The organism is Pseudomonas fildesensis (assembly GCF_001050345.1).
GTDB lineage: Bacteria > Pseudomonadota > Gammaproteobacteria > Pseudomonadales > Pseudomonadaceae > Aquipseudomonas > Aquipseudomonas fildesensis.
The window spans coordinates 1-14975 of record NZ_LFMW01000008.1 but is presented as its reverse complement, the minus strand read 5'-3'; the positions used below and the strand labels follow the sequence as shown (position 1 = coordinate 14975).

Here is a 14975-nt window from a genome sequence, read left to right as displayed (position 1 = left end):
CCAACAAGAAAGTGGAGACAGACCGTTCATGAAGACCCCGATCCGTTTTACCGCCCTGGCCTTGTCCATGATGCTTGCCAGTGGTTTTGCCAGCGCTGCCGATCTCAAGATTGGCGTGAGCATGTCCGCGTTCGATGACACCTTTTTGACCTACCTGCGTGAGGACATGGACAAGCAAGCCAAGACCTATCCCAAGGGCGACGGCGTGCAGCTGCAGTTCGAAGACGCCCGCGCCGACGTGGTCAAGCAACTGAGCCAGGTCGAGAACTTTATCAGCCAGAAAGTCGACGCCATCATCGTCAACCCGGTAGATACCGCGTCGACCAAGAACATCATCAGTGCCGCCACCAAGGCGGGCATCCCGCTGGTCTTCGTCAACCGTCGTCCCGACCAGAAAGACTTGCCCAAGGATGTCGTCGCCGTGACCTCCGATGACGTCGAGGCCGGCCGTTTGCAAATGCAGTACATCGCCGAAAAACTCGGCGGCAAGGGCAAGATTGTGATCCTGCTGGGCGACCTGGCAAACAACTCCACCACCAACCGCACCAAGGGTGTGAAGGAAGTCCTGGCCAAGTACCCGAACATCAAGATCGAGCAGGAACAGACCGGCATCTGGCTGCGTGACAAGGGCATGACCCTGGTCAACGACTGGCTGACCCAGGGCCGCGAATTCAATGCGGTACTGGCCAACAACGACGAAATGGCGATCGGTGCTGCCATGGCGTTGAAGTCGGCGGGGACCAAGCCAGGCACCGTGCTGATCGCCGGTGTCGACGGTACGCCGGACGGCTTGAACGCAATTACCAAGGGCGACATGGCTGCGTCGGCCTTCCAGGACGCCAAGGGGCAGGCGGTGGGCTCGGTGGAAGCGGCGCGCAAGATGGCGAAGAAGGAAGCGGTTGAACAAAACGTGATTATTCCGTTCCAGTTGATCACCCCGGACAACGTCAAAGACTTCAAGTAGCCCTTACATAACAACAATAAGCCGGCGGGGCGGCCACAGGTCGCCCTGTCGATGGAGTACCTCCCTATGCTCGCTCAAGCCACTGTCTCGCAGCCTCCAGGTATCCAGCCGCTGCCGCTGGACGAACCCTACCTGCTGGAAATCGTCAACATCAGCAAAGGCTTTCCCGGCGTCGTGGCCCTGGCCGATGTGCAATTGCGCGTACGCCCAGGCTCGGTGCTGGCGCTGATGGGCGAGAACGGTGCGGGCAAGTCGACGCTGATGAAAATCATCGCCGGCATCTACCAGCCTGACGCTGGGGAAATTCGCCTGCGTGGCAAGCCGATTGTGTTTGACACGCCGCTGGCGGCACAGAAGGCCGGGATCGCGATGATCCACCAGGAACTCAACCTGATGCCGCACATGAGCATCGCCGAGAACATCTGGATCGGCCGCGAGCAGCTCAACAGCCTGCGCATGGTCAACCACCGCGAAATGCACCGCTGCACGGCCGAGTTGCTGGCGCGCCTGCGCATCAACCTCGACCCGGAAGAGCACGTGGGCAACCTGAGCATCGCTGAGCGGCAGATGGTCGAGATTGCCAAGGCTGTGTCCTACGACTCCGACATCCTGATCATGGATGAACCGACTTCCGCCATTACCGAGAAGGAAGTGGCCCACCTGTTTTCGATCATTGCCGACCTCAAGTCCCAGGGCAAAGGCATCGTCTACATCACGCACAAGATGGATGAAGTGTTCGCTATCGCCGATGAAGTGGCGGTGTTCCGTGACGGCCAGTACATCGGCCTGCAACGCGCCGACAGCATGAACAGCGACAGCCTGATCTCGATGATGGTCGGCCGCGAACTGAGCCAGCTGTTCCCGGTGCGCGAGACGCCCATCGGCGAGCTGCTGCTGTCGGTGCGCGACCTGCGCCTGGATGGCGTGTTCAAGGGCGTGTCGTTCGACCTGCATGCCGGCGAGATCCTCGGTATTGCCGGGCTGATGGGCTCGGGCCGCACCAACGTGGCGGAAACCATTTTTGGCATTACCCCCAGCAGCGGCGGGCAGATCACCCTGGATGGCCAGGCGGTGCGCATTACCGACCCGCACATGGCCATCGAGAAAGGTTTTGCGCTGTTGACCGAGGACCGCAAGCTCAGCGGTCTGTTCCCGTGCCTGTCGGTGCTGGAAAACATGGAAATGGCCGTATTGCCGCACTATTCGGGTAACGGTTTTATCCAGCAGAAAGCCCTGCGCGCGCTGTGCGAAGACATGTGCAAAAAGCTGCGGGTGAAAACCCCGTCGCTGGAGCAGTGCATCGACACCTTGTCCGGCGGCAACCAGCAGAAGGCCTTGCTGGCTCGTTGGTTGATGACCAACCCACGGCTGCTGATCCTCGATGAACCGACGCGCGGCATCGACGTAGGCGCCAAGGCCGAGATCTATCGCTTGATCTCCTTTCTCGCCAGCGAAGGCATGGCGGTGATCATGATTTCCTCGGAGCTGCCCGAAGTGCTGGGTATGAGCGACCGGGTGATGGTGATGCACGAAGGCGAACTGATGGGCACCCTGGACCGCTTAGAGGCGACCCAGGAAAAAGTCATGCATTTGGCCTCCGGTATGACGGCGGTCCACTGACGAACAGCAGCGCGGGCCTGCGGTTGGCTCGTGCCACAGAATAAAAAGGTGATTGGCTATGAACGCAATAACAGACAACAAGCCTGCCACGGCACCGGTCAAGCACCGGCGACGCTTGCCCACCGAACTGAGTATTTTCCTGGTGCTGATCGGCATCGGCCTGGTGTTTGAGCTGTTCGGCTGGATCGTGCGCGACCAGAGCTTCCTGATGAACTCCCAGCGCCTGGTGCTGATGATCCTGCAAGTGTCGATCATCGGCCTGCTGGCCATCGGCGTGACCCAGGTAATCATCACCACCGGTATCGACCTGTCTTCTGGCTCAGTGTTGGCATTATCCGCGATGATCGCAGCGAGTCTCGCGCAGACTTCCGACTTTTCCCGTGCGGTGTTCCCGAGCCTGACCGACTTGCCGGTGTGGATTCCGGTGGCGATGGGCCTCGGCGTGGGGCTGCTGGCGGGGGCGATCAACGGCAGCATCATCGCGGTGACCGGTATCCCGCCGTTTATCGCGACCCTGGGCATGATGGTCTCGGCCCGTGGCCTAGCGCGTTACTACACCGAAGGCCAGCCGGTGAGCATGCTCTCGGATTCCTATACGGCGATCGGCCATGGCGCGATGCCGGTGATCATCTTTCTGGTGGTGGCGGTGATCTTCCATATCGCCCTGCGTTATACCAAATACGGCAAGTACACCTACGCCATCGGCGGCAACATGCAGGCGGCGCGCACCTCGGGGATCAACGTCAAGCGCCACCTGATCATCGTCTACAGCATCGCCGGCCTCCTGGCAGGCCTGGCCGGTGTGGTGGCTTCTGCACGCGCTGCGACCGGCCAGGCCGGCATGGGCATGTCTTACGAGCTGGATGCGATTGCCGCAGCGGTGATCGGCGGCACCAGCCTGGCAGGCGGGGTAGGGCGCATCACGGGCACCGTGATCGGCGCGCTGATCCTTGGGGTGATGGCCAGCGGGTTTACCTTTGTCGGGGTGGATGCGTATATCCAGGACATCATCAAGGGCCTGATCATCGTGGTGGCGGTGGTGATCGACCAGTATCGCAACAAGCGCAAACTCAAGCGCTGACCCCTGCGGGATCGGTCTCCTGTGGCGAGCGGGCTTGTTGTGGTGAACGGGGCTGTTGTGGCGAGCGGGCTTGCCCCGCGTTGGGCTGCGAAGCGGCCCCAAAACCTGCGAATGCGTTCTAACTGAAAAAACGCGTTGGCTGTTGGCTTCAGGAGGGGCTGCTTCGCACCCCAACGCGGGGCAAGCCCGCTCGCCACAGAAGATAGGACCGTTCACCACAGTCAGCCGGTCACCATCAGTTTTAACCGTTTGTCTTCTATATAGCTCCACAGCACTGAATTTCTTGCTATAAACGCACTCCGATGACCATTCGCCGAGCCCGTCCTGGTGCTTTTGGAGGTTATCTCGGAAAAATTGCCTGTCTTTTCAGTTGCTGCGCCCTCAAGTCGGCCTTAGACTGCCGCCCCTCGTAAATTGAGTGCCGGGTGGCGCTTGGAATGGACGGCGCCTTTCCGAGACCTGCAGAGGTCGGCCGGAACGCTCCCTTATTCGCCTTAATGCACGTATTTTTTATAGAGAAATCAATGACAAAGGAAAAGTTGCTGGCCATGCCGGCGGATGACTACATGAATGCCGAACAGCACGCTTTTTTTGAGCAGTTGCTGCAAGACATGAAGGTGGAACACCACGAGCGCATTGAACAGAACCGCATCGCCATTGAAAGCCTGGATACCCCGGCTGACCCGGCTGACGCTGCTTCTGTCGAAGAAGAGCGCACCTGGCTGGTGAATGCCATCGACCGCGACCAGCGCATGCTGCCGCAGCTTGAGCGTGCACTGGAACGCATCAAGGACGATTCCTTTGGCTGGTGTGACGACAGCGGCGAGGCTATCGGCCTCAAGCGCCTGCTGATCAGCCCTACCACCAAGTACTGCATCGAAGCGCAAGAGCGCCACGAGCAAATCGACAAGCACCAGCGCCAAGCCTGATGCTTTGAAACCGGGGGGCCGAGCATTCGGTCCCCCGGAGAAATACCCGTTAGGCCCCGTCTATTGATCTGCTGCAAGCCACCCCACTAAAGGCCCATGGATAATGGCCCGTTAGTGGCGTTTAATGCAGGGACAATAATGACAAGCAGTGGGGTGACGAAGATGGCTGGAGACGGATCTCTGATGGGCGCAGCAGTACCGCCGGACACGGTGGTGCGCGGGTTGCCCGGCTGGCTGACGCCGCTCCTGCAGAGCACCGCCCTGGTGCTGGTCCTGTTGGGCCTTGCGTTTGCCAGCCTGCCGCTTTACCTCTGCCTGCCGCTGGCCTTGCTGGTGATCTGGCTGCCCCGCCTGAAAAAAACCACACCCAGCCAGTTGCCGTCCGACGCCGCTGATGCAATCGGTGACCTGACCCGCGACCTTTCCTACACCACCAGCCATAACGCGTTGTCTGCAGCCGGCGTAGCCTTTTCGGTCAAGCAATTGGCCGCGCGCTTGCAGTCGCAGCTGAGCGCCGCCAAACAGATCGTCAGCAGCGCCGAAGTGATGATCAGCACTGAAAAAGTCACCTCCCAACTCAGCCGCCAAGCCTTGGGCGCAGCCAGCCAGGCCCACCAGCGCAGTACGCAAGGGCGCGAAGTATTGGCCCAGTCGATCACGCGCATGCACCAGCTCAGCCAGCGTGCCAACGCCAGCCGCGAGCTCATCGAGGCGCTGAGCCAGCGTAGCGAGGAAATCCAGCGCGTGACCCTGGTGATCCAGTCCATCGCCAGCCAGACCAACCTGCTTGCGTTGAACGCAGCGATTGAAGCGGCGCGGGCCGGTGAGCATGGTCGTGGGTTCGCCGTGGTGGCCGACGAAGTGCGCGGGTTGGCCGGCCGTACGGCAACGGCCACCGATGAAGTCGGGGTGATGGTCGCGGATATCCAGCAACGCACGGCGCAGGTGGTGGAGCAGATTCGCCAACTGTCGGCGGATTTGCACACCGGTGTCGAACAAGTGGAACTCGCCGGTGAACAGCTAGAGAGCATCGCCAGCCTGGCGGCGGATGTGGAAGGGCAAGTCAACGAAATCGCCCAGGGCACCGATACCAACCGGGGCCAACTCGACAGCCTGTTCCATGCCGTGGAGCAGATGCGCAGCGACCTTGACGTCAGCGACCAGCAAACCCGCCAGCTCGCCGACGCCGCCGTGCAAATGGAAGGGCAGGCCGAAACCATCAGCGAACGCCTCGCTGCGGTCGGGCTGGATGACTATCACCAGCGCGTCTACGACTTGGCGCGCGAAGGCGCGAGGCGCATCGCCGAACAGTTCGAAACCGACGTGCAGCAAAGCCGTGTCAGCCTGGACGACCTGTTCGACCGCAGCTACACGCCGATCCCGAATACCAGCCCGAACAAATACCACACCCGTTTTGATGGCTACACCGACAAGGTTTTACCGGCGATTCAGGAAGCACTGCTGCCGCGCCATGAAGGGCTGGTATTTGCTATCGCCTGTACGCCGCAGGGTTATGTGCCGACGCACAACAAGGCGTTTTCCCACGCGCTGACCGGTGACGCCAAAGTTGACGCGGTGCAGAACCGTACGAAGCGCAAGTTTGACGACCGCACCGGGATTCGCTGTGGCAGCCATCAGCAAGCGGTGTTGTTGCAGACCTATACCCGCGATACCGGCGAGCTGATGCACGACTTGTCGGTGCCGATCATGGTCAACGGGCGTCACTGGGGTGGGTTGCGCCTGGGCTACAAACCGGAAGGGGCGAAGGCCGCACGTTAGGGATTGTTGCGATTTATGCAAGGGAGCTATTCAGGGGATAGCTTTTTCCAGCGGGAGGAAAACCGTAGCATGGCTCACATTGTTAGCAAGCTAACTAATGCTGCGGAGAAGCTCCATGCAAAACAAAGTCGATGTGGCCGTGATGATTGGCAGCGGTGTACCTGAAACCCTGCGTGCCCTGGGCCAAAAAGCTTGCTGGGTGGTATTGCTCAACGGTGAGCAGCGTGGCACTGCATACGCCAGCCGTGACGAAGCGCTGGAGTGCAGGGCGGCCTGGCAAGCGCTGTTGCGCCTGGAGCAGCCAGACAGCCTGCATTGAAAGTCGTTATTGCGATTGATGCAGACGCTGGTTCAGTTCATCCACCGCGATGGCCCATTCGGCGTCTTCGCGAAGTTCTTCCTTGAGAAACTGAGCTTGCTGGGGCGTCCAGAAGGGCGCATCGATCAGCTTTACGTCTTCAGGCAAAGGATGCGCGCTGATAAACGCGTCGATAGCATCCGGGGTTGAATCCAGGCCTAGTTGTTCAAACAAGGTTTCGAGAGTAGGTATTGGTGCGTCCATGGGGTTCTCCGTGCAAGTCAGGGTCGTTATGCATGGGAGGCTTATGGCGCAATGGAGTTCGATTGGATTGTCAGGAGGTCAATGCCCCTGAATCCACCGCTTTCTTGAGGTCTTTGGCGGCTTCTTTTGCTGCGACGGCGGCGGTGTCGATTGTCTTGAACCAACGGTCTTTTTCCACCTGGTGGATTGTTTCTGTGGTCAGCGGTGGCTTGGCGCGCATCACGATGACTGCTTGGAACTCACCGTCTACTTCCCTGGCTTCGCCACGGATAAAAAATTCGCCAATATCAAATTCCGTCACGTATCGCCTTCCGTTCTAGGTAACTGCACTGATGAAACCTGACCCGCACAGGGGCAAGCTTCAATGGACGGGCCAGTATGGCAGTTGTTGGAGGAGGGCGGCGCAGTAAAGTCATCCAGGTGACGAAACGATTCCGCCGTGCACGGCGTACAGCGTCGCTTCGAGTTTTTTGGCCAGTTCGCAGGCCTGGATATGGTCGCTGCGAAAGCCCAGGACTCTGCCGCTGATTACTTCTCGGATATGGAAGAAGTTCCTGCCGGCCGGTACCACTTGGTAAAGAACCGAATTGGAGTACCCGTTCGGGCTGTGCAGGCAGTAGTATTGGCGCTCGTCTTGGCACGATGAACGAGTGTGGGAAGACGTAGCGTCGTGTTGATGTGGTTGCATGGTCAGCTCCTGTCGATCGATCTTGTTGACCCGCCAGCAGCATTACGGGTGGTTTTGACCCGTGTTGCTGTTTTAGTATTGTCGTCGGCACTCGGCGGCTGGTTCCACGCCAAGGTATTTTTGTTTGTATGAGCTGTCGGAAACTACGTTTTTAATTGGGTTATTCTCTGAAGCTGGTCGACCCGTATTCTCGAGTCGTAGAACCTGTGATTTCCTGTGATGCCGGATGACCTTGCATAAGGTCCATCGCGCACGTCTGTACTAGTCTTATGGCGCAGCAGTGGGATCTTCTTCAGTTTTTTTCAATGGTTGTGATATCTGATCGTGCCGTTTCGGCCGTTTTTTTGTGCTGCCCGCTGTGGCGGACAGCGCCTTTTTCGATGTGGGGGCGTTTCCTTGGCAGTCAGTAATCTGGATATGCACGCGTTATTCGTGCTGGGTGATTTGCGCGCAAAGTTGGTCAAGCAGTTTCAATCCCGTTTCGTTTACATCACTGAACAGACACCGGAAGGTATCTACATCGCCGAGATCGATACCGAGTCGGCGCTGGTCGTGGATGACAAACCACGCCTGGAACTCAAAGTGGGAGACCACTTCCGCGCGGCGGTATTGCCCAGTCGTGAAGGCGGCAAGTTCGAATTGAAGTTCCGCGATATCAAGTTGACGGTGTATGGCCTGGGCGAATACGCCTTTGTGTCCTCGGCCGAAGGCGAGGGCATCGTGTTCAAGGAAGGCCACAGCGTGATGCTGGTGTTCGCCGCCCGTGAACAGCTGCTGGAAGGCTTGACCAAAACCCTGAAGGCCGTGACCGGCAAGGCCGCCAAGTGGCGCAAGGGCGAACTGGTGACCTTCAAGGCGAGCGAGTAATCAGTCAATATCACGAACATCCTTTGTCTCTCGGAACCTCTACTACAGTTGAGTTGACTTAACTATTCAGAGGCTTCGCGCATTGGCAGCAAAGCCGTCCGCTAGAGCTGCGATAACGCGAGGTGCAAAGGCATGAAAGGATTGAGAACCCTGTTGGCGGCGTCCCTGACGACCTTGAGTCTGTCGGCGGCGTCGGTATCGGCTGCCCAGGCGCCGGTACATTTTGCCGACCTGAACTGGGAAAGCGGCAGCCTGATCACCGAAGTGCTGCGGGTGATCGTCGAAAAGGGCTATGACCTGCCCACCGATACCTTGCCCGGCACCACCATCACCCTGGAAACTGCCCTGGCCAAGAACGACATCCAGGTTATCGGTGAAGAGTGGGCGGGCCGCAGTCCGGTCTGGGTCAAGGCTGAGGCCGAAGGCAAGGTGGTGGGCCTGGGCGATACCGTCAAGGGTGCCACCGAAGGCTGGTGGGTGCCGGAATACGTGGTCAAGGGCGACCCGGCCAAAGGCATCAAGCCGCTGGCGCCGGACCTGAAAAGCGTGAAGGACCTGGCGCGCTACAAGGACGTGTTCAAGGACCCGGAATCGCCCGGCAAAGGTCGCTTCCTCAACAGCCCTATCGGCTGGACCTCGGAAGTGGTCAACAAACAGAAGCTCAAGGCCTATGGCCTGGACGACAGCTATGTGAATTTCCGCAGTGGCTCGGGTGCGGCGCTGGACGCGGAGATTGCTTCGTCGATTCGTCGCGGCAAGCCGGTGTTGTTCTACTACTGGTCGCCGACGCCGTTGATGGGACGTTACAAGCTGATCCAGCTGGAAGAGCCGGCGTTTGACGCCGAGGCGTGGAAGACCCTGACGGATGCGGATAATCCCAATCCGAAACCAACGCGCTCGTTGGCGTCGAAGTTGAGCATTGGGGTGTCTGCGCCGTTCCAGAAAGAGTATCCGCAGATTGCACAGTTCTTCGAAAAGGTGGAATTTCCGATTGAGCCGCTGAACAAGGCGTTGGCGACGATGAGTGAGAAACACACCGCGCCACGTGAAGTCGCGCAGGCGTTTCTCAAGGAGCATCCGCAGGTGTGGAAGGCCTGGTTGACCGCGGATGTGGCGCAGAAGGTCGAAGCCAGCCTGAAATAGATGGAGATCATGACGGGATCGGTTCTTTGTGGCGAGCGAGCTTGTCCCGCGTTGCGCTGCGTAGCAGCCCCAAAACGTGTACCGAGCACTGCCTGGCACCACCAGGCGCCTTGATAGGGGCGCTTCGCGCCCCAACGCAGGGCAAGCCTGCTCACCACAGTTGATTGCATTCCAGCGTTAGAACCGGGTTTGTACTGCTACCTCAAAGGTCCTCGGCGACCCCAGGTAATACGCCGGCGACACATGGGCAAATTCGGCATACACCTCATTGGTCAGGTTGCGCACCCGGCCCGTCACCGATGTCTGTGAATCCACCTTGTAGCGCAGGAAAGTGCCGAGCAGTGTGTAGGCCGGCACCGTCTGGGTGTTGGCGTTATCCGCATACACCTCGGCCACATACCGCGCATCCACGCCGCCTTGCCAAGCTTCGGAAAAGTCATACGTCAGCCACAGGTTGCCCACGCGCTTGGGCGCGTTGGTCGGCGTATTGCCTTTGCGCGAGACTACGGCGCCGCTGGCGATTTTCTCGTTGAACTCGTCGTACTCGGCATCCACCCAGGCGAAGTTGCCTTCTGCCAGCAACGTGGGCGTGATACGTAATGAACTGGCCAATTCGATGCCCTTGGACGACTGTGCGCCTACCGGGATGCTGTTGTTAGGGTCCAACGGGTCGGTGACCGCAAAATCCTTGCGTTCGATCTTGTAGGCCGCGACGGTGGCCGAGCCGCGCCCGTCCAGGTAGTCGAACTTGCTGCCCACTTCCCATTGCTTGCCCGTCGACACGTCGAACACTTGCGTCGTGGTACCAGGCTGCTCGGCGGCCGTGCTGTATTGCACGTACACGTTGGCCGATGGGATGAACTGATAGGTCAGGCCTACGCGCCCGGTCACCGGTTCCCAGCTGCGTTTGAAGTGCCGTGGGTTGCTGGCCGTCACCAGGCCGTGGTTGGTCACGTCGAGGTCGATGGCGTCATAGCGCAGGCCGGTCAGCAGCGACAGTTTATCGGTCAGGCCAAGGCGGTTTTCCACGAACAGCGCCTGGGTGGTCACCTCGGTGGTCTTGTCCTTGATAAAGCCGGGTTTGGTTCCCGGAATGTCGTAGAAGTGCCCTGGGTCGTAGTTGTTCGGGTCCACTGAGCTGTTGCCTGATGCTCTCAGCGGGCTGTTGGTGGTGCTGTTGACCTTGTACTCAAAGCCACCGGACCACGTGGTCGACAGGCCGAACACGCTGTCGTCGTGGCGCAGCTCGAACTGGTTGCCGTTCTGCTCGCCCTGATGGCGTACCTGGTAGGCAGTCGAACGGTTTACCGCGCTGTTGTCGGCGTTGTACTGGTAGGTCTCCAGGTTGCGGTAATCGCGCTGGCTGTCCAGATGGTAGAGGGTGTTTTTCAGCGTGGTGCTGTCGTTGATCCGGTAGTCGATGATCGAGCGCGCCCAGATCGTGCGCTGTTCGTAACGCCCGTCGGCGACGTTGTAGTTGTTGAAACGGTTGTGCTTGTCGATCTTCAACTCACCGACCTTGGGGTTGAGCACTGGCGTGCCCCAATACGGGCTGTCCTCGTGCTCGTCCTGATATTCCAGGGCCAGGGTGTGGGACAGGTTGGGGCTGAGGTCGCTGAGCAGTGAAAACGCCACGCTCCAGGCCTCGCGCTGGTCGCGGTCGATGTAGCTGTGGTTGGTGTTGCGGCTGACGTCCAGGCGCGCGTACTGCTGCACCTCGGCGCCCGGTTCGGTCAGCGCGTGGTTCAGGCCGAAGGCCATGCCGGCCGTGTCGTAGCTGCCATAGGTCAACTGGCCTTCGGCGGCCTGTTCCTCGCGGGTCGCCAGCTTGGTCACGTAGTTCAGCGAACCGCCTACGGAGCCGGCGCCGTTGATCAGGGAGGCGGGGCCGCCCACCAGCTCCACCCGGTCATAGATCCATGCATCCACCGGCCGCGCCAGGCCGGTGGCGACGTTGATACCGTTGAACATCTGGGTGATCTGGCCGCTGGTAAACCCGCGGTACGACACAAAACCACCAAACCCCGGCGGTGCACTCGCGTTGACGCCCGGCAAGGTATTGGCCGCGTCGCGAAAGGTCTTGGCGCCATGACGCTCGATGTCGTTGCGATTGGCGATGGCCACCGACGCCGGGGTTTCCCGCACGCTCAGCCCCAACCGCGACGCCATGCCGCTGGATTGGTCCAGGGCCAGGCCCGGTTCGGCGGCGGTTTGTTCGCCATCAATGGTAGTCGGGGCCAACTCAAGGGCCCAGCCGCAGACAGGCAGGCAGCCGAACAGACCCGCCAACAGAGGTAAATGTTTCATGGTTGAATCCTGAAAAACCTGGCTTGAAAACAACGCACAGCCGCCCGTACTTCCTCACGGAAACGGTGGTCGGTGCAGATCAGAAAGCGAAGGGTCAGGCGAGAACAGGTGGCGCGCGCGGGTGGGCCGTGGGCCAGGTGAAACGGGCAGGAATGTCAGCAGCCAGCACGACCGCCGGTGGTGGCGCATGGGATTGTGGCAACACCGCCACATTCAGACTGGAACTGAGCGCCGGGCCCATACCGCCTGTCGAGCACAGCGGGCATCCAAACGCCTTGGACAGCGTCGGCAGGCTTTCATCGGTGGAGTTGGGCGGCTTGGGTGCCTGGGTGCGCGGGTCAACGGTACAGAACTGACCGCCAATCCCATTGAGCTGCATCCCTACCATCTGCCCATGACCAATACTGCACGCGAACACATTGAACAGGACGCAGCAGTAGAGCATCCAGGCAATGAGCGAGCGGTCGGCACGGGCGAGTTTCATGGGGCGGCACTTTACCATCAGCCGCCGACGAAATGCCTACAAAAAATCTCAGAGAGACTATGCTGTTTCGCATCTTTTCAGGGAGCACCCGCCATGAGCTTTGTCGTCGCACGGTGGATCGTCGGAATTTTTACCTTCATCAGCATGGTGCACCTGTACTGGGCCGCCGGCGGCAAACTCGGCAGCCTCGCCGCTATCCCCGAACTGCCCGGCGAGTTCTCCAGCGGACCCCGCCCGGCATTCATACCCTCGACGCTGGGCACCTTCCTGGTCGCGATGGGTCTGGTGGCGATCGCACTGCTCGTCTGCCTGCGGGCCGGGCTGTATTTCTCGCCGGTGTCCCATGGCGCGTTGCAGTGGGGGATCAGCGCGATAGCCATGGTGATGTTTGCCAGGGCGATCGGGGATTCGGAACTGGTGGGTTTTTTCAAGAAAGTGAGCGGGTCGCGGTTTGCCAGGTGGGATACGTATTTTTATTCGCCGTTGTGTTTGGTGTTGGGGGCGGGGTTGTTGGTGGTGGCGTGGAGTTGAATGAATTTCAAATATTGGTTGGATAAAGTTGAATCCTGGTTGCTTTCACCTCTACAAAGCCAGATTTTTGAGCGATTGGTCCGTCAAGCTCAATAAGTATTATTGAGTCGCCGAGTTGTAAGGCTGCACATTTTTCGTCGGCACCTTGCATTAATTCAGCTGTTATTTGGGTGGTGCCATTTAGAACAGTGATCTGTGGAGTTTTGCTGGACGAGGGGGTGATGTTTTTTCCCCAGGAAAAGGCTTCGTCCAGATCGATCTCTACATCCACGATCTCACCGATTTTTGGCGCAGTGCCGTTCCATAACGCTCTCCCACTTCCATTGTGCGAGTGGAATTTTACGTGTGATGTACCCTGGTCAGAAAATGCCTCGGTAATTCGTATCTTCATTTTTGTTTCTTCGGTAGTGGCGCTCTCACAATAGTGTTATTCACATTAGTGAGTAAAGGGGGCAGTGAGTAAAGGGGACGGATTTATTTAAAATTAGCGGCGTCCTACTTATATACATAAATCCGTCCCGTTTGTTCCTTTGTTCCTGTCCTTTTTATCAACTGGCCCTCTCTTTTTTAATTCGTGTCATTTATAAAATATTTGCGAAGTCCAAATCGCCTTCAAATGATATGCAGGCAATCCAGGTTAATGATTCCGTCACAATGTAGGTGTGCTGGGGTAGTTCGGAAAAGATCTTGAGTGTTATTTCCAAGTGCTCGATGCTTATGGAGTAAGCCTCGTCGCAGGCAGAGTCACCGACAAAAATTAGATTGCTGTCAGCCACTTTTCTAATTTCCTCTGCCAGCCGCAAGGTCGCGAAGTCCGACGGTTCGCGCCCAAGGTTCATGCTGGTGTTTAAGTTGCTCCAAGCAACTTTGCTACCGGAAAAAGGTATATTTGCATTGATTTTTCTAACTATGGATACGTGCTCGGACTCAGATAGGATGTCAAATAAAATATTGTGGTTTCTCAGGTCCTTAATCAGCTCTTCGTCTAAATAGCTCATTTTTTTGCAAACCTTTTAGTCAGCTGTAATACGGTTTTTGGGGTGGCATCAAAAAGATAGTGCGGGCCTTTTTTCTTACCTGACCAAACATTTATGTGGGCGTCACTCCTATCATCAGGTTCAACTCGGTAACCAGTTTTGCCATCAGCTGTCTGCATTCCTACTGGCTCTCCTTTACGCGTACCGAATCTTCCCGGAGTTGGTTTTTCTGCTCGGAAGTCATTTTCTAATAACCATTCTAGAGCTTTGTTCAAAGCTTGCTCATAAGTGGAAGAGTGAATTGGACCTCCTGTTTCAGGGGGCGATTCCTCATGTCGCTTTTGCGGCTTATTTCGTTGTCCGGGGCAATTGCCACGCACACAGGTAAATCCTATCGGATCTACCCAAGCCGTGGGATTGGTGGTGTATTGGTAGGCGTTGATCCCACCCGCCAGCTTCACCGGGTCGGGCGTCAGGAGTAAAGGGGACGGATTTATTTAAAATTAGCGGCGTCCTACTTATATACATAAATCCGTCCCATTTGTTCGTAAGGGGCGGCGAGGCCATAATTGCTCTAAATAAATTCGTCCCTTTTGTTTCGAGGTGTTGCACTCAGTTTTCACGGCCGCCCGGCTTGATTCGCCAGTACCTGCCCAGGGGCACGGACTTATCGGTACATAGCCAGGAAGCGTTGGATGCCATTTCGTATCAAATGAATATTCGCCCTCGCAAACGCTTCGGTTATAAATGTCCGATTGAAGTGATTACAGAGGCGATGGGCATGCATCATGCAACTCCTGCTTTAGTTCAATAGCCGTGTTGCACTCGGCTCCTGTAACTGCCTGGTTTCTGATTTTTGACGTTCTGTATTGATAGTTAGTTGGTAAGCGCTCCATAAACCCCACATTCAAAGCGCTTATCGGATCCCGGATGCTGTGCTCCCGATTCCCTCAGGAGCCAGCTCGCCATGATGCGACCCGATGCCAAAGTCGAAAAAGTGTATCTGTACCCCAAGCCGGTCGACTTCCGAAAATCCATCGACG

The 14975-nt window shown here is 57.9% G+C and carries 17 protein-coding genes and 1 pseudogene; 10 read left to right on the top strand and 8 right to left on the bottom strand.

The genetic code is table 11. The features are described 5' to 3' along the window. Positions 1-28: 28 nt before the first annotated feature. The 6 genes from ACR52_RS13875 to ACR52_RS13850 all read left to right on the top strand — a co-directional run bounded on the left by ACR52_RS13875 (position 29) and on the right by ACR52_RS13850 (position 6692). The gene (locus tag ACR52_RS13875) at positions 29-964 is read left to right on the top strand and encodes a sugar ABC transporter substrate-binding protein (protein WP_048724997.1); all 936 of its coding nucleotides are present in this window, start codon (positions 29-31) and stop codon (positions 962-964) included. Positions 965-1030: 66 nt separating this feature from the next. Continuing rightward, positions 1031-2584, top strand: coding sequence for a sugar ABC transporter ATP-binding protein (locus ACR52_RS13870; RefSeq protein WP_048724995.1), 1554 nt, complete (start codon positions 1031-1033; stop codon positions 2582-2584). A gap of 58 nt (positions 2585-2642) precedes the next feature. Further along, a complete protein-coding gene (locus ACR52_RS13865; protein WP_024076018.1) occupies positions 2643-3665 on the top strand; it encodes an ABC transporter permease in 1023 nt (340 codons plus the stop codon). A gap of 524 nt (positions 3666-4189) precedes the next feature. Continuing rightward, positions 4190-4594, top strand: a complete 405-nt coding sequence (locus ACR52_RS13860; RefSeq protein ID WP_048724991.1) for a TraR/DksA family transcriptional regulator — start codon at positions 4190-4192, stop codon at positions 4592-4594. 96 nt (positions 4595-4690) lie between these two features. Next, positions 4691-6373, top strand: a complete 1683-nt coding sequence (locus ACR52_RS13855) for a methyl-accepting chemotaxis protein (RefSeq protein WP_408003339.1) — start codon at positions 4691-4693, stop codon at positions 6371-6373. 115 nt (positions 6374-6488) lie between these two features. Continuing rightward, positions 6489-6692 carry a hypothetical protein gene (locus ACR52_RS13850; RefSeq protein ID WP_048724988.1) on the top strand — a complete coding sequence of 68 codons (204 nt, stop codon included), beginning with the start codon at positions 6489-6491 and terminating at the stop codon, positions 6690-6692. A 6-nt stretch (positions 6693-6698) separates the two neighbouring features. Here the strand turns inward: ACR52_RS13850 and ACR52_RS13845 are convergent, their stop codons facing one another. The 3 genes from ACR52_RS13845 to ACR52_RS29410 all read right to left on the bottom strand — a co-directional run bounded on the left by ACR52_RS13845 (position 6699) and on the right by ACR52_RS29410 (position 7623). After that, entirely contained in the window at positions 6699-6935 is a 237-nt protein-coding gene (locus ACR52_RS13845) for a DUF2789 domain-containing protein (RefSeq protein WP_048724986.1), read from the bottom strand. Positions 6936-7005: 70 nt separating this feature from the next. Continuing rightward, on the bottom strand, positions 7006-7236 hold the full coding sequence (locus ACR52_RS13840) for a hypothetical protein (RefSeq protein ID WP_048724984.1): 231 nt from the start codon (positions 7234-7236) through the stop codon (positions 7006-7008). A 111-nt stretch (positions 7237-7347) separates the two neighbouring features. Further along, positions 7348-7623 carry a hypothetical protein gene (locus tag ACR52_RS29410; RefSeq protein ID WP_082143148.1) on the bottom strand — a complete coding sequence of 92 codons (276 nt, stop codon included), beginning with the start codon at positions 7621-7623 and terminating at the stop codon, positions 7348-7350. Between the two features lie 417 nt (positions 7624-8040). On the opposite strand from ACR52_RS29410, the gene ACR52_RS13830 reads away from it, so the two are divergent. Then, a complete protein-coding gene (locus ACR52_RS13830; RefSeq protein ID WP_048724979.1) occupies positions 8041-8490 on the top strand; it encodes a hypothetical protein in 450 nt (149 codons plus the stop codon). 132 nt (positions 8491-8622) lie between these two features. After that, positions 8623-9633, top strand: a complete 1011-nt coding sequence (locus ACR52_RS13825) for an ABC transporter substrate-binding protein (RefSeq protein ID WP_048724976.1) — start codon at positions 8623-8625, stop codon at positions 9631-9633. A gap of 177 nt (positions 9634-9810) precedes the next feature. Here ACR52_RS13825 and ACR52_RS13820 read toward each other — a convergent pair whose 3' ends face one another. Further along, positions 9811-11940 (bottom strand): TonB-dependent receptor, encoded by a 2130-nt coding sequence (locus tag ACR52_RS13820; protein ID WP_048724975.1) that lies wholly within the window; start codon positions 11938-11940, stop codon positions 9811-9813. Positions 11941-12034: 94 nt separating this feature from the next. Next, a complete protein-coding gene (locus tag ACR52_RS13815) occupies positions 12035-12424 on the bottom strand; it encodes a DUF2946 domain-containing protein (RefSeq protein WP_048724972.1) in 390 nt (129 codons plus the stop codon). Positions 12425-12517: 93 nt separating this feature from the next. Here ACR52_RS13815 and ACR52_RS13810 point away from each other — a divergent pair, with 93 nt between their 5' ends. Further along, positions 12518-12955 carry a DUF3995 domain-containing protein gene (locus ACR52_RS13810; protein ID WP_048724969.1) on the top strand — a complete coding sequence of 146 codons (438 nt, stop codon included), beginning with the start codon at positions 12518-12520 and terminating at the stop codon, positions 12953-12955. A gap of 7 nt (positions 12956-12962) precedes the next feature. Here the strand turns inward: ACR52_RS13810 and ACR52_RS13805 are convergent, their stop codons facing one another. The 3 genes from ACR52_RS13805 to ACR52_RS31240 all read right to left on the bottom strand — a co-directional run bounded on the left by ACR52_RS13805 (position 12963) and on the right by ACR52_RS31240 (position 14207). Further along, complete coding sequence (locus ACR52_RS13805) at positions 12963-13346, bottom strand: hypothetical protein (RefSeq protein WP_048724967.1); 384 nt, start codon at positions 13344-13346, stop codon at positions 12963-12965. Positions 13347-13536: 190 nt separating this feature from the next. Beyond that, positions 13537-13953 (bottom strand): hypothetical protein, encoded by a 417-nt coding sequence (locus ACR52_RS13800; RefSeq protein WP_048724965.1) that lies wholly within the window; start codon positions 13951-13953, stop codon positions 13537-13539. Then, the gene (locus tag ACR52_RS31240; RefSeq protein WP_177330520.1) at positions 13950-14207 is read right to left on the bottom strand and encodes a hypothetical protein; all 258 of its coding nucleotides are present in this window, start codon (positions 14205-14207) and stop codon (positions 13950-13952) included. The genes ACR52_RS13800 and ACR52_RS31240 overlap by 4 nt, the downstream gene beginning before the upstream one ends. A 356-nt stretch (positions 14208-14563) precedes the next feature. On the opposite strand from ACR52_RS31240, the pseudogene ACR52_RS29400 reads away from it, so the two are divergent. Further along, a pseudogene (locus ACR52_RS29400) lies at positions 14564-14746 on the top strand (IS30 family transposase); the annotation flags it as partial. Between the last annotated feature and the right edge of the window lie 229 nt (positions 14747-14975).

What these genes read in the sequence shown, in the direction of transcription:
- ACR52_RS13875 (WP_048724997.1), top strand. Translation starts at nt 29, where the DNA reads ATGAAGACCCCGATCCGTTTTACCGCCCTGGCCTTGTCCATGATGCTT.
- ACR52_RS13870 (WP_048724995.1), top strand. Translation starts at nt 1,031, where the DNA reads ATGCTCGCTCAAGCCACTGTCTCGCAGCCTCCAGGTATCCAGCCGCTG.
- ACR52_RS13865 (WP_024076018.1), top strand. Translation starts at nt 2,643, where the DNA reads ATGAACGCAATAACAGACAACAAGCCTGCCACGGCACCGGTCAAGCAC.
- ACR52_RS13860 (WP_048724991.1), top strand. Translation starts at nt 4,190, where the DNA reads ATGACAAAGGAAAAGTTGCTGGCCATGCCGGCGGATGACTACATGAAT.
- ACR52_RS13855 (WP_408003339.1), top strand. Translation starts at nt 4,691, where the DNA reads ATGGATAATGGCCCGTTAGTGGCGTTTAATGCAGGGACAATAATGACA.
- ACR52_RS13850 (WP_048724988.1), top strand. Translation starts at nt 6,489, where the DNA reads ATGCAAAACAAAGTCGATGTGGCCGTGATGATTGGCAGCGGTGTACCT.
- ACR52_RS13845 (WP_048724986.1), bottom strand. Translation starts at nt 6,935, where the DNA reads ATGGACGCACCAATACCTACTCTCGAAACCTTGTTTGAACAACTAGGC.
- ACR52_RS29410 (WP_082143148.1), bottom strand. Translation starts at nt 7,623, where the DNA reads ATGCAACCACATCAACACGACGCTACGTCTTCCCACACTCGTTCATCG.
- ACR52_RS13830 (WP_048724979.1), top strand. Translation starts at nt 8,041, where the DNA reads ATGCACGCGTTATTCGTGCTGGGTGATTTGCGCGCAAAGTTGGTCAAG.
- ACR52_RS13825 (WP_048724976.1), top strand. Translation starts at nt 8,623, where the DNA reads ATGAAAGGATTGAGAACCCTGTTGGCGGCGTCCCTGACGACCTTGAGT.
- ACR52_RS13820 (WP_048724975.1), bottom strand. Translation starts at nt 11,940, where the DNA reads ATGAAACATTTACCTCTGTTGGCGGGTCTGTTCGGCTGCCTGCCTGTC.
- ACR52_RS13815 (WP_048724972.1), bottom strand. Translation starts at nt 12,424, where the DNA reads ATGAAACTCGCCCGTGCCGACCGCTCGCTCATTGCCTGGATGCTCTAC.
- ACR52_RS13810 (WP_048724969.1), top strand. Translation starts at nt 12,518, where the DNA reads ATGAGCTTTGTCGTCGCACGGTGGATCGTCGGAATTTTTACCTTCATC.
- ACR52_RS13805 (WP_048724967.1), bottom strand. Translation starts at nt 13,346, where the DNA reads ATGAAGATACGAATTACCGAGGCATTTTCTGACCAGGGTACATCACAC.
- ACR52_RS13800 (WP_048724965.1), bottom strand. Translation starts at nt 13,953, where the DNA reads ATGAGCTATTTAGACGAAGAGCTGATTAAGGACCTGAGAAACCACAAT.